The following is an 11,856-nucleotide window of genomic DNA, read 5'->3' on the forward strand; positions in this document are numbered from 1 at the left end:
TTCTCCTTAGATACAGCCCACTCGGGCGACAACAGCGTAATGAGGGTAAAAAATCTGGTGGTCCGGCGCTCAGTTCACCTTCACCCGGAAGCCGAGCTTGAGGCTGCCCCCGGCGGCGAGTTCGCCCAGCACCCAGCGCACGTTGGTGTATTCGCTGGGGCTGACCTCGACTTCCTTTTGCACTGTCTTACCGTTCTCGGTGACAGTCACGGTCTTTTTCAGCGGCGCGGCGGCGAAGGTCTTGCCCTTATCGATGCTGAAGAGGGTCTTGACACTGCCTTCCGGCTTGAGGCTATTGAGGTAAACGGTTCCGGCGGGCACCGGCAGGTTCACGGCGACGTTGGCCATGCTCTTGCCGAGGGTGTTGGTGGCGGTCAGGGCCTCTTCGAGCACCGCGCCGGGCAGCACCGACGTGGGTTCGGGAATCAGTTTCTCGGTGCTCTTTCCGTTCTCGGTCACCGTTTGCACAAGCGACTGTGACAGCACCAGTTTCAGCGGTGTGGTCGCCTGGGCCAGCGCCGTGCCCAGCAGCAGGGTAAGCAGAAGAGTGGGCGTGGAACGTTTCATGAGGTTCTCCTTAAAAACTTGTGGTTGACAAATCGAGCTGTCAGGAAATTGCCTTGGTAAACCTGAGGACTGGATGATCTTAAATGTGAAGTTCTTACCAGCGCCTTACGAAATGCCAAAAATCGCGCGAAGAAATCGGCATTTCTGGGCACGATGCCATCTGGGGGAAACCTGACCAGGCGGGCAACGGGCGTTTCCGTATGAATGGATACCGTTGAATGTCGAACATTTTCTGATGTCGACATGCCGCAGCGCCGCCGTTACAAACATCCAGGCACGCTTGCGCCATGCTGAAGTTCAGAAGGCGGCGGTGCGGGCGAGGTTCTCCGGGCGCAACTGAAACGAACCGGACAGCCAGCACCGCCGCTCCGGGCGCAGACTGGGCGACAGTCCAGCGCCATCTGTTTCTGCCCTGCCTATTTCCTCCCCTGTGTTTCCCGATTGCGCTTTCTTTCGACTGTTTCTCTCATCTGCTTTCCTCGTCTGGAGGCCCGAACATGACCGCACACGCCCGCATCACCCGTTACAGCAAATTTGAAAGCGAACTCGACGAACTGGAAAGCAGCGAACTGATGCAGATGATTCAGGAAGCGCTGCTGGGCCAGGGCATGAACGACCCCTACGACCCCGACCCCAATGCCCGGCCCAGCATGGACGACCTGTTCGACGCCATTCTCAACGCGCTGGCCGAACGCAACCTGATTCCCGAGGACATGCTGGCCGAGGCCATGCAGGGCGAGGGCGAGATTCAGGACTCGAGGCTCGGCCAGCAGATTCAGAAGATGGTGGACAAGCTCCAGCAAGACGGCTTTATCCGCAAGGAATTCGACGAGGACGGCGAGGGCGGCGGTGCGGGTCAGAGCGGCGAGAGCAAGTTCCAGCTCACCGACAAGAGCATCGACTTCCTGGGCTACAAGTCCCTGCGTGATCTGATGGGCGGGATGGGGCGCAGCAGCGCCGGGGCGCACGACACCCGCGACTACTCGTCGGGCATCGACATGATGGGCGAACTCAAGAGCTACGAGTTCGGCGACACCCTCAACCTCGACACCACCGCCACCCTGAGCAACGTGATCGCCAAGGGGCTGGAAAACGCCGAGCAGGAAGATCTGGTGGTGCGCCAGAGCGAGTACAGTTCCTCGGCGGCCACAGTGGTGCTGCTCGACTGCTCACACTCGATGATCCTCTACGGCGAGGACCGCTTCACGCCCGCCAAGCAGGTCGCCCTGGCACTGGCCCACCTGATTCGCACCCAGTACCCCGGCGACACCCTAAAATTCGTGCTGTTTCACGACAGCGCTGAGGAAGTGCCGCTGTCCAAGCTGGCCCAAGCGCAGATCGGGCCGTACCACACCAACACGGCGGGCGGGCTGCGGCTGGCCCAGCAGCTTCTCAAGCGCGAGAACAAGGACATGAAGCAGATCGTGATGATCACCGACGGCAAGCCCAGTGCGCTGACTTTGCCCGACGGACGCATCTACAAGAATGCCTACGGCCTTGACCCCTACGTGCTGGGCGCGACGTTGCGCGAGGTCGCCAACTGCCGCCGCAGCGGCATTCAGGTCAACACCTTCATGCTGGCCCGCGACCCCGATCTGGTGAGCTTCGTGCGCCGCGTCTCGGAGATGACGCGCGGCAAGGCGTACTTCACCACGCCGCAGAACATCGGCCAGTATGTCTTGATGGACTACATGAGCAACAAGACCAAAGTCGTGAACTGAGGACAGCAGTTAAACGGAGCGGGCCGAACGTCATAGAAGCGTTCGGCCCGCTCTTTTACCGCACTCCCCCTTTACTTCAAATTGAGGCCCGTCCAGAAGGTGCACTTGCTGATCGGTGGCGAAATCAGTACGTTCCTACACGCCGCTGGACATGAACACCTGCACATTGGCGCAGCTGGCGTCGAAGGCTGACCAGTTCAGATTCCCTGTCTTGACGAAGGCCGCCCACACGCCGCCGAAGCTGTCCGACAAGTCGCGCTGGGCTGCCGAGAACTGCACCGGGTCGCCCAGGCCGGGAATCGGCGTCTGGAAGGCGTAGATGAGGCTGCTGGAATGCACCGAGCCGAGGCCGGAGATCGCCGGGCACCTTGACCGAGGTGGCCGCCTGCAGATCGGCGAACCCGAAGGCGTCAACGGGGGCGTACTGCGAAAGGGCTTTATCGACGTTCAGCGCCGGACAACTGAACAAAGAATGCCCAGAAAGGTGCGGGCCATGTCCTGGCGGCCCACCACCGCTCCCGACTCGGTGGGCAAGGTGACGGGAGTCTGGGCCCCAGTGACGCAATCCCCCCGCTCAGAAATTCACGCTTCCAAAGTGTCAATTCACAGCCACTGACTTCTCAAATGCGTCACTTCCTGCCTGCCATTGCCGCGTTAGACTGGACCCATGACCAACAACATGGACTTTGACATCCTGATCATCGGCGCTGGCCCCGGCGGGTACCACGCGGCCATCCGCGCCGCGCAGCTCGGCCTCAAGGTGGCCTGCGTGGAAAAGGAATATCTGGGTGGAGTGTGCCTCAATGTCGGCTGCATTCCTACCAAGGCACTGCTGCACGCGGGCGACGAACTGGCCGCCAGCAAGCACGCCGCCGAGTTCGGCCTGACCTTCTCGGACACCAAACTGGATATTGGCAAGCTGAATAAATGGAAAGACGGCATCGTCACCAAGCTGACCGGCGGCGTCGGCGGGCTGTTCAAGGCCAACAAGGTCACGCATCTGGTCGGCGAGGCCGTCTTCGTGGACGCCCACAGCATCAAGGTGGGCGACAGGACCTACACCGCCAGTAACTTCATCATCGCCACCGGCTCGGAACCGGCCAAACTGCCGGGCCTGGAGGTGGATCAGCAGAGCATCGTGGACAGTACCGGGGCGCTCGTCATTCCCGACCCGGTTCCGGCGCGGATGCTGTGCGTCGGCGGCGGCGTCATCGGCTTCGAGTTCTCGCACATTTACAACAACATGGGCAGCCAGGTCAAGATCATCGAGTTCCTGCCGGACGTGATTCCGGGGGCCGACAGAGGCGCGGTCGCGGCCTTTCGCAAGTCGATGGAAAAGCAGGGCATCGAGGTGCAGACCCAGACAAAGGCCAACAAGGCCGAGAAGCAGCCCGACGGCACGCTGAAGGTGGAACTGGAAGACGTGAAGACCGGCGAGAAGCGCACGGAAACCTACGACCGGGTGCTGGTCGCGGTGGGCCGCCGTCCGCGCAGCGCGGGGCTGAATCTGGAAGGGCTGGGCATCGCCACCGAGCGCGGCTTTGTCACCGTCAACAGCAAGATGCAGACGAACATTCCGCACATCTACGCCATCGGCGACGTGGCGGGCAACCCGATGCTGGCCCACAAGGCCATGAAGGAAGGACTGGTGGCCGCCGAGGTCATCGCGGGCGAACCCGCCGAGATGGACCCGGTGGCGATTCCCGGCGTCGTGTATACCTCGCCCGAACTGGCCTGGGTGGGCCTGACCGAAGAGGAAGCCGTCGCCAAGGGTTACAAGATCAAGACCGGACAGTTTCCGTTTGCCGCCTCGGGCCGCGCCATGACCTTGCAGTCCACCGACGGCTTCGTGAAGATGATTACCGAGGAAGGCACCGATCTGGTGCTGGGCGTACACATCGTGGGACCACACGCTTCCGACATGCTCGGCGAGGCCAGCCTGGGACTGGAGATGGCCGCCACCGCCGGGGACATCGCCCTGACCATCCACGCCCACCCCACCCTGGGCGAGAGCGTGCTGGAGGCGGCCGAAGCGGTGCACAAGCAGGCCATTCACATCGTCAACCGCTGAACTTCTGGTGAACGGAGGGCGCTCCTGCGGGGGCGCTCTTCGGTGTCCGGCTGGTGTGGCCTCCCTGACCGCCGACCATTTCTCTTGAATTGGCGCTCCGCGCTCATGAGCCGAAACCCACCTGCGGCGGTGCGCTAAACTGCTGCGGTTGCGCCCAAGGGCGCGTAAGGAGAAGCAAGCATGTCCAGCCTGAGTATCGGAATGCCCAGCTCACTCCCGCAAACGACCTAGCCCAGCGTCGGCAGGTCGACTGTCAGCCGCTCAAGTCCGTCTGGGCCGATGTAGAACCGGGCGTTCACGGCGGTCATCAGCCGCCGCTTCTGGCTCATGTCCAGCTCGGCGCTCAGCGCCAGGGCGAAGTGGGCGGCGTGGGCGCTCAGGTCCGGCGCGACCGGCGCGGTTCTGGCGGGGGCGTATTCGGCTCTCAGGGTGTCGAGCTGGGCCTGGAAGGGGGCGGCGAGGCGCTCGGCCATCTGCATGCTGTACTTGCCTGCCGCGAACGGCTCCCAGGCCCGCGCGACCGCTTCCTCGAGTTCAGCGACGCGGGCAGGCGGCGGGCCGTCCACGGGGGACGGCGCGGGCGCGATGATCTGCCGCAGTTAGGCGGGCCGCGTCAGGTGACGCACCAGGGCGTCCCAGCACAGCCCGTCCAGCACCGGCGGCTGCCAGTTCTTGGTGTTGGTGCAGCCGCCGTCCTTGCGGGCCACGCGGGGCCGCTTGGACTTCCAGCAGCAGTAATAGAGGTAGCGGGCGTAGGGCGTCAGGCTACTCCCCCGCCCGATGGCCGCCCCGCACTCGGCGCAGCGCGTGAACCCCGCCAGCAGCATCCCAGTGTCCTTGGGGCCACTCTCGCGCCGCCGGGCGGCCCGGAGTTTCTGAATACGCTCGAACTGCTCGCGGGGAATGATCGGCTCGAACAGCAGCTCGATCCCACCGAACACCGCGCGGCCCGTGTAGCGCTCGTTCTTGAGGATGTTGTGGATGCTGCGGATACTCCAGCCTGCCGCTGTGGGCGCGGGGCAGCCCTCTTCGAGGATGACGGCCAGGCTCTTGCTTTCGCCGCCCACCGTCTCAGCCAGGTCTGCCACGCGCTTGACCACCGGGGCCGTCACCGGATTGGGCACGGGCCGGGTGCTGCGGCCCTTCTCGTCACGCTCCAGCACGTACCCCCAGGGCGGCGCGCCGTGCGGCCACTTGCCCCGCAGCGCCTTGCCGCGCTTGCCACGGTAGAGCTGGTCCACCACATTCAGGTAATCCGTCTCGGCCTCCGCCGCGTTCCTGAGGAAGTAGCGCCAGTTCCTGCCGTCGCGCAGGTTGCCCAGGCCCGCGATCCAGACCGTTCCGCCGAGCTGGTGGATCTGGCGGGCGATGCCCACGATCACCTCGACGTGCCGACCGACCCGGTTGGGATGGCTGAACATGAAATTCAGGCCGTGGAAGCGCCGCGCCAGGGCGTAGTACTCGTTCTCAGCAGCGCGGTCGTGGTTTGCGCCGCTGATCGACTCCTCCACCCAGTGAACGATACTCAACCCGTTTCGTTCGGCGTCGCGCTCCACGTCGGCGCGCTGCCGGTCAGGACCGTACTGGTCGGCCTGCTGATCGGTGCTGACGCGGATGCCGCCAACGACAGAGATTCGGGGATCGAGGATGGAGAGAGAAGCAGTTTGGTAGGGGATCATTGGTTACGGTCTCCCATCATTTGATCGCCGTGCTGGCGTCGCCACTGGAGTTTTTGTCGGAGGAGCCACACCACATCGTAGCGGTGGACCAAGCCAACCCGACGACGGCCATCAAAGCAAGCGCGAAACAAGGCAGTACTATCAACCCAATGATCCGGCGCTTGCGTGACATGAAGAACCTGGCGCAACACACCATCAGTGGCAACCCTGGCGGCCTTTTCGCCCACGTGCTGCGCCGGACCAAAGAAGTCGAGCACCCGGACGGCTATGAAATGTGGGAGAGCAACGAACGGCCCACCGCTTGCCGGGGGTTGGGGATGTGTGGGAGATAAAGGTCGAGGGTCTGGTGCAGAAGTCCCCCACCGTTTTCCTGAAGTGTGGGCGTTGGCTTTGAGACTGCTCGTGGTCGCGTCCGATGTCCCCTGCAGTGGTAGACGGCTGGAATTCCTGGCGTCTAAGCAACAATTATTTCTCTCCGGCAGCAGGAGTTCGCGCAACGCGCTGCATGCTCTTCTCGCTGAGGGCCTTGTCGCACAAGCTGGAAAGGCGCGGGACGGGCAGCTATATATCATCACGCCAGCTGGGGGACGCTTCAGGGAGGAGCTTGAGTCTCGCTAGCAAGGGGGTGGTAAGGAATGGAAGATGAACCTCAAGGACTTCGAGTAAAAGGGAGACGCAGGATTCTGCCTGACTCAGTGTCGCACCGACTCCTGGCGGTGGCCTCAGCAACACCGCGCCACTGGTTCGAGCTGGAAGAACTGGCGACTCGCCGAGGGATGCGCCTGTGCGACAAGGTCAGTATCACGATGGCGCTCAAAATGCTGGCCAACCACGGGTTTCTGGAGCGTCATCAGGGGCAACTGGATGGGAATGTCCAGCTGTATGCCCTCACGCCTGAAGGGGAAGGGTTGCTCGACGAGCTGCACCCATGCTCTGGATGCCTGGGAGAGCAATGATCAGCTCCTGATCTGCTGGGGCTTGGCTGCATCCACCTACACAAGATCGCTATTGGGTTCGAAGCTGGTGCGTTCATCTTCACTTCCCGGCTTTCTTTGTTTGTAGACACAGAGCCAAAAACTGGCGAGGCATTCTTGGGTGTGATGGCTTGAACATCGTTTACCCTTACGGGTCGTCGGGTAAGCAAGTGGGGCCTTAAAAGCCCCGGCCTTTAGGCCTGGGGTTGCTTACGCGCCATCCCAGTACCAATCGTCGGTATGACCACCTGTTAGAACACCCAGAAGGCCAGTGCCGTGAGGTCGCCGCAGCAGGGAAGCTTGAGGTACAAGGATGTGCGGCTCTGGCACGCGGTCAGAAACCCAGAACGGCAACCGGAAGTTGCAGACTGAAACACCGACAATATGCTTCCCGCTGGTCAGGAACGCCGCGCGGGATTCGCAGGGCTTGTCGAAGGTGAGGCGGTCCATTGCCATTTGGTACGGCGCGCGGGTCTGGCGCATCAAAGCGGCGACCGCCTGGGCCGACACGCCGTAGCGCTTCACAGCGGCGTCCGCCATCGGCTGAGGAATCCGCAGAAAGGCAATCGCCTGATTGCACAGCCCCTCAATGATCCGTTTAGCGGTGTCTACGTCGTATTCCTTCAAGATGCGTGCTTCCAGGCCGCTCCACCAGAGCATGACGTGAGCGATCTCGTGGCGCGTCACATCGTTGTTGCCGCTGTACCACCAGGGCTGAAGGAAAATCACCGGGTCAGGGTCGGCGTCCGGCAGGGCGGAGTTATGCAGAGCGACCCGCACCCGGATTTGCAGGGCGCGGGCCAGCTTACAACTGTGCGGCTCATGATTGGCGTAGGCGTGGAGGTCTCTGATGTACTGCATGAAATCGATGGGCAGTCGCTCCAGGTCGTACTGGTCACTCATTTGGGCAACCATCGCCGCATGTCCATGAAGTAGTCCAACCACTGATCAACGGTTTGAAGTTCGTCTTCTTCGCCCATGTAAGCCCGGCGGAGGGCCAGCATTTGCACACTCTTGGGATTCCTCAGAGCCTCAAAGCCTGCTTTGTCCGAGTACTGGTCAATCAGCTCTTGAAGTTCGTTCGGAATGTCTAAAGTGACTTCAATTGGACCGACCACCGGCGGGATCGGCGGGCCGCGCCGAGGGGCGGAAGTGGGTGCGTCGGGCAACGAAAAAACAGCGCTGGGGCTTATGGAGCGTATCTCGTCTTCTGAAAGCTTGAGGAAGCGAGCGAGGCTTGGAAAGTGCTTGCTTCGCCCTACGCTCACTTTCCCATTTTCCAGCTCTGAGACGTACGTTTCGACCGTTATGGTCGTATTTTCTACCACTTCGGTCTGCGTATACCCCAGCGCTTCTCGACGAGCGCGAATAAGTTGCCCGGCCTCAAATTTGTTCAGCGGCTCTTCGACAGCCATATTCACCCCCTAAGAAGGACATGGGATTTAGCACCTGCATGGCCATGCCCCTACTTATGTCATATCCTAAGTTAGATTTCAAGCCAAGTTAACTCTAGATAGGCTAACAGCTATCTTGACTACTACTTGGGATATGTACTAAGTTTAAGATATGCCCGAGAATACGAAGATTGAGCACGTTGGGGAGGCTATAAAAGCCCGCCGCACTGTGCTGGGGCTGACCCAGACCGAGCTTTGTAAACGGCTCGGCTGGAACCAAAAAAGTATCAGCACGATCAGCCAGATCGAGAATGGATCAAATACCAACTTGACCCTTGAGAGCTTGCGGCGTTTCGCACAGGCTCTCGATTTTTCGGTCTCTGACTTAGTACATGGGCTATCTACTGATCTCCAAGTACAGGAGGCTGCCCCCACCGCAGTCCGCCCCGATCCCGAAACCCAGGCGTCCGCGTGAGCGGGCAGAGCAATTCCACCCAGGAGGTCCCCCCTGCCCTAATCCCCACGAACACCACCACGTACAGCCACGACCCGGCCCGTCTCAGGGCGCTGCACGAGGTACTCGCCGAGATCGTTCAGGCGTTGCCGCCAGTACCGCAGCCAGCGCCCGTCAAGGTTCAAGCCAGCCGGTAAGCACGAAAAACCCCCACGAGTTCAGCCATCGAAGCGACTCAGTGGGGGGCAAAGGAGACCCCAACATGTTACAGCCGATTCCCACACAAACCAAGCCCCACCTCCTCAAAGCCCACGCTGAGCGCTGCACCCACTGTGGCCGCGCCCTGACCCACCCCGGCAGCGTCATTCCCTTCGTCGGCGTGGTCGGCCCCGAGTGCCGCCACAAGTTCGGCTCGCTGCTCGCGCTGGTGGCCGACGTGGAAATGCTCCAGTTCGACATCGACGATATGGGCAGTCAGCGCCTGGCGAGCGGCATCTGCGCCACCCTGCGCCAGATCGGCTTCGAGGTGCAGAAAAACGTCAACCTGAGCACGCGCGTGCTGTGGCTGGAAATCGGCAGCCGCCGGGTGACGCGGCGCGGCGACGCCATGATCGAGACCTGGGAGCAGGTGCGCGCCGAGTTTGAGACTCGCCTCAAGCTCGCCGCCGCTGAGCGCGACGAGGCCGCCCCTTACGTTCCCACCGAGCCGGTTCACAAGTGGGGCATTTCCCGGTTCAAAGGCCAGCTGGAGTTCCTGACCGGGCGCGGGTTGATCGACGAGGCCAATGTCCTGACGGCGGCTTACCGGAATGGAGCCATGGCGTGAGCGACCCCCTTTACGCCGCCAACCTTCGCAGCGACGGGTGGGGCGACTTCGAGATCGCCCAGATTTCGGTGAACGCCTGCGAGCTGCCCATCCGCCTGAGCCTGCCGCATACCTCACTCGATAGCGCTCCGGAGGATTTGGGGCTGGTGACCGTCACCAAGGTCCTGACGGCCTGCGGGGCCCGGCTGCTGGCCGTCCATTTGATCGAAGCGGCGCAGGCCGTTGAAGACGCACTCAGCGAACCCATGACTTTCGAAGATCTCATGGCGCGTCAAGGCTGATGATCGCCACCATTCCGTCCCACCCACTCAGCGAGGTCCGCCAGGCCATTGACGCTGCCTCCGCCCGGTACTTCGAGCTGGCCCGCGAGGGCGTCTCCCTCTGGCGCACTGGCGCGGCGCAGGAAGCGCGGAACGCCAACCAAGCTGAGAAGGACGCGGTCTACGCCCAGTGGCGGCAACCCATCGGTGAGATCGGGGGGGCGGCGTGACCCTGCGCGAGCTGCTTGATGCGGCGAGCATCCGCCGCCGCGCCCTGGCGCTGCCGGCCGAGCGCTATCCCCGGCCCACTCCCAGCCAGCCCAGCGCCATGCAGCTTGAACGGTGGCGGCTGTGAGGTGGGTCGTGCTGCTCGCCGTCTACCTGCTGGGCCTGCTGCTGTTCCGGCGTTGGTGCGGCCTGCTGACGCCCGAACAGGCCGTCGCCGTCTCGGTGCTCCAAGCCGTGCTGATGCTGACCATCATCTGCGCCCTGCTCAACCCCTCCCCCACCGAGGTCGACCATGAAACTGAGTGATGTCTCCAAGCGCCTTCAGGCTCCTTTCCCAGAGGCCGCGCTACAAAGTCTGCACCCGGTGGCCAGCCATGCCTGAAGATCTGCAAGCCGAGCGCACCCACACGTGCATGTCCTGCTTCGGCACCTTCACCTCTTCCCGCTCGGCCCACGCCTGCCACAGAGGCAGCGCCTGCCCCTTCGACGAGCCGGATAACTGGGAGAGCTACGAGCCGGACCCGGTGGCCGACTGGGGACCGTATGGAGCTGATCCCAATCCGGTGGCGATCTGGGACGACTTGCTATGAAGGCTGATGAAGTATCTGCCCTGACCGAGCTGCTCGCGGAGATGTTCGCCGAAGCAGCGGGTGGCCCGCCTGCCCGCCGGGCCGTGGCACGCGGCCTGCACCTGAAAGCCTCGGTGCGGGAGAGTGGCCGCCGCGAGTTGCTGATCTGGCGCAAGGCTGGCCTGCCCAGCAAGAAGGAGTGGGACGGGGTGGCGCGTGACGCCGGGTTCGTCGAGCCGAAGTTCCAGCCCTGGACGAGCGAGGGCAAAGACGGCTTCCACGTCCGCGATCTGGCCGACTGGCAGCACCTCTGCACCCACGAGTGGGACGGAGTGATATTCCTGAGTGGGCGCACGGAAAGCGGCACCTCGCGGACCTGTGATCGTTGCGGGACCAACGCCTCGGTGATGCACAAGAAACGGGCCAAGCACAGCACCTTCCTGTCCAACGGGCACGGGGTCAGCGAGGCGGTGTATGCCCGCATCACGGTGGCCGGGCCGATGCCCAGCACCCTCGACGCTGAGGCCCGTGCGGCACTGCTCAGCGAGATGGCCGGGCAAGAGGTGACCGTGAATAGCCGCCTGGTGCTTCAGGGCGCGGTATGCGGTTTGTGCAGGCACGGGGAGCCGGACTGGGATCTGGTCACCTGCACCCTCGGCTGGGAAGGCCATGAACGCCCCGTCAGCTCCCACCCCGGCGTGCCGTTGCCCCTGCTCGCGCCACAAACGCATTGCATGGCCCTGGGCGGGAACAGGTGGCTGCCCACGCGAGAGGCGATGGGATGAGCCGTCAGCGTGGAAGCTACACCATTCACAGCAACTGGGTAGACGACCTCGCCCCCAGCCTTCCCGGCTGTGCGGGCTGGGTTCTGCTCAAGCTAGACGCCCAAACCAACTACAAACGCCAGACCCTGACGGTCGGCCAACTGCTCGATGTGCTGCCCTACAAGGTGCGCTCAATTCAGCAGGCGCTCGCTTATCTGCTGCAGGAAGGGCACGCCCTCGGTGCAAGCGACGTGTACGTCTTGCGCGGGGCTTGCACGCCCCTTGCACCAGCAACGTGCAAAAGTGTGCGCTACGAAATGCCGAAGAATCCGCGCCAGGACGAAGAAAC

General features: G+C 62.7%; 18 protein-coding genes. 12 read left to right on the forward strand and 6 right to left on the reverse strand.

From position 1 onward, the window contains the following. Positions 1 to 69: 69 nt before the first annotated feature. A complete protein-coding gene (locus tag N0D28_RS00295; RefSeq protein WP_260560431.1) occupies positions 70 to 567 on the reverse strand; it encodes a hypothetical protein in 498 nt (165 codons plus the stop codon). Positions 568 to 1,064: 497 nt separating this feature from the next. On the opposite strand from N0D28_RS00295, the gene N0D28_RS00300 reads away from it, so the two are divergent. After that, positions 1,065 to 2,288: a vWA domain-containing protein gene (locus N0D28_RS00300; protein WP_260560432.1), complete on the forward strand. Its 1,224-nt coding sequence runs from the start codon at positions 1,065 to 1,067 to the stop codon at positions 2,286 to 2,288. A gap of 135 nt (positions 2,289 to 2,423) precedes the next feature. Here N0D28_RS00300 and N0D28_RS00305 read toward each other — a convergent pair whose 3' ends face one another. Further along, entirely contained in the window at positions 2,424 to 2,627 is a 204-nt protein-coding gene (locus N0D28_RS00305) for a carboxylesterase family protein (protein WP_260560433.1), read from the reverse strand. A 328-nt stretch (positions 2,628 to 2,955) separates the two neighbouring features. Here N0D28_RS00305 and lpdA point away from each other — a divergent pair, with 328 nt between their 5' ends. Further along, positions 2,956 to 4,359 carry a dihydrolipoyl dehydrogenase gene (gene lpdA / locus N0D28_RS00310; protein WP_260560434.1) on the forward strand — a complete coding sequence of 468 codons (1,404 nt, stop codon included), beginning with the start codon at positions 2,956 to 2,958 and terminating at the stop codon, positions 4,357 to 4,359. Positions 4,360 to 4,586: 227 nt separating this feature from the next. Here the strand turns inward: lpdA and N0D28_RS00315 are convergent, their stop codons facing one another. Both N0D28_RS00315 and N0D28_RS00320 read right to left on the reverse strand, forming a co-directional pair. Continuing rightward, positions 4,587 to 4,925, reverse strand: a complete 339-nt coding sequence (locus N0D28_RS00315; protein ID WP_260560435.1) for a hypothetical protein — start codon at positions 4,923 to 4,925, stop codon at positions 4,587 to 4,589. Positions 4,926 to 4,958: 33 nt separating this feature from the next. Next, positions 4,959 to 6,038 carry a recombinase family protein gene (locus N0D28_RS00320; RefSeq protein ID WP_260560436.1) on the reverse strand — a complete coding sequence of 360 codons (1,080 nt, stop codon included), beginning with the start codon at positions 6,036 to 6,038 and terminating at the stop codon, positions 4,959 to 4,961. 20 nt (positions 6,039 to 6,058) lie between these two features. On the opposite strand from N0D28_RS00320, the gene N0D28_RS00325 reads away from it, so the two are divergent. Together N0D28_RS00325 and N0D28_RS00330 are read left to right on the forward strand one after the other, a co-directional pair. Beyond that, complete coding sequence (locus N0D28_RS00325; protein WP_260560437.1) at positions 6,059 to 6,370, forward strand: hypothetical protein; 312 nt, start codon at positions 6,059 to 6,061, stop codon at positions 6,368 to 6,370. A gap of 303 nt (positions 6,371 to 6,673) precedes the next feature. Next, the gene (locus N0D28_RS00330) at positions 6,674 to 6,994 is read left to right on the forward strand and encodes a winged helix DNA-binding protein (RefSeq protein ID WP_260560438.1); all 321 of its coding nucleotides are present in this window, start codon (positions 6,674 to 6,676) and stop codon (positions 6,992 to 6,994) included. A gap of 228 nt (positions 6,995 to 7,222) precedes the next feature. Here N0D28_RS00330 and N0D28_RS00335 read toward each other — a convergent pair whose 3' ends face one another. Both N0D28_RS00335 and N0D28_RS00340 read right to left on the reverse strand, forming a co-directional pair. Next, positions 7,223 to 7,915 carry a hypothetical protein gene (locus N0D28_RS00335; RefSeq protein WP_260560439.1) on the reverse strand — a complete coding sequence of 231 codons (693 nt, stop codon included), beginning with the start codon at positions 7,913 to 7,915 and terminating at the stop codon, positions 7,223 to 7,225. Then, positions 7,912 to 8,427 carry a helix-turn-helix domain-containing protein gene (locus tag N0D28_RS00340; protein ID WP_260560440.1) on the reverse strand — a complete coding sequence of 172 codons (516 nt, stop codon included), beginning with the start codon at positions 8,425 to 8,427 and terminating at the stop codon, positions 7,912 to 7,914. Before N0D28_RS00340 ends, N0D28_RS00335 begins: the two co-directional genes overlap by 4 nt. A 151-nt stretch (positions 8,428 to 8,578) precedes the next feature. Here N0D28_RS00340 and N0D28_RS00345 point away from each other — a divergent pair, with 151 nt between their 5' ends. From N0D28_RS00345 to N0D28_RS00380, 8 genes are all read left to right on the forward strand, one after another. Next, positions 8,579 to 8,881, forward strand: coding sequence for a helix-turn-helix domain-containing protein (locus N0D28_RS00345; RefSeq protein WP_260560441.1), 303 nt, complete (start codon positions 8,579 to 8,581; stop codon positions 8,879 to 8,881). A 241-nt stretch (positions 8,882 to 9,122) separates the two neighbouring features. Then, positions 9,123 to 9,686 carry a hypothetical protein gene (locus N0D28_RS00350; RefSeq protein WP_260560442.1) on the forward strand — a complete coding sequence of 188 codons (564 nt, stop codon included), beginning with the start codon at positions 9,123 to 9,125 and terminating at the stop codon, positions 9,684 to 9,686. Next, positions 9,683 to 9,967 carry a hypothetical protein gene (locus tag N0D28_RS00355; RefSeq protein ID WP_260560443.1) on the forward strand — a complete coding sequence of 95 codons (285 nt, stop codon included), beginning with the start codon at positions 9,683 to 9,685 and terminating at the stop codon, positions 9,965 to 9,967. Before N0D28_RS00350 ends, N0D28_RS00355 begins: the two co-directional genes overlap by 4 nt. Continuing rightward, the gene (locus N0D28_RS00360) at positions 9,967 to 10,176 is read left to right on the forward strand and encodes a hypothetical protein (RefSeq protein WP_260560444.1); all 210 of its coding nucleotides are present in this window, start codon (positions 9,967 to 9,969) and stop codon (positions 10,174 to 10,176) included. The genes N0D28_RS00355 and N0D28_RS00360 overlap by 1 nt, the downstream gene beginning before the upstream one ends. Then, positions 10,173 to 10,301 (forward strand): hypothetical protein, encoded by a 129-nt coding sequence (locus tag N0D28_RS00365; RefSeq protein WP_260560445.1) that lies wholly within the window; start codon positions 10,173 to 10,175, stop codon positions 10,299 to 10,301. The genes N0D28_RS00360 and N0D28_RS00365 overlap by 4 nt, the downstream gene beginning before the upstream one ends. A gap of 8 nt (positions 10,302 to 10,309) precedes the next feature. Then, on the forward strand, positions 10,310 to 10,480 hold the full coding sequence (locus N0D28_RS00370; RefSeq protein WP_260560446.1) for a hypothetical protein: 171 nt from the start codon (positions 10,310 to 10,312) through the stop codon (positions 10,478 to 10,480). 68 nt (positions 10,481 to 10,548) lie between these two features. Then, positions 10,549 to 10,764 (forward strand): hypothetical protein, encoded by a 216-nt coding sequence (locus N0D28_RS00375; protein ID WP_260560447.1) that lies wholly within the window; start codon positions 10,549 to 10,551, stop codon positions 10,762 to 10,764. Further along, the gene (locus N0D28_RS00380; protein ID WP_260560448.1) at positions 10,761 to 11,528 is read left to right on the forward strand and encodes a hypothetical protein; all 768 of its coding nucleotides are present in this window, start codon (positions 10,761 to 10,763) and stop codon (positions 11,526 to 11,528) included. Before N0D28_RS00375 ends, N0D28_RS00380 begins: the two co-directional genes overlap by 4 nt. The last annotated feature ends 328 nt before the right edge of the window (positions 11,529 to 11,856 follow it).

Origin of the sequence: Deinococcus rubellus (assembly GCF_025244745.1) — a bacterium.
Taxonomy (GTDB): Bacteria; Deinococcota; Deinococci; order Deinococcales; family Deinococcaceae; genus Deinococcus; species Deinococcus rubellus.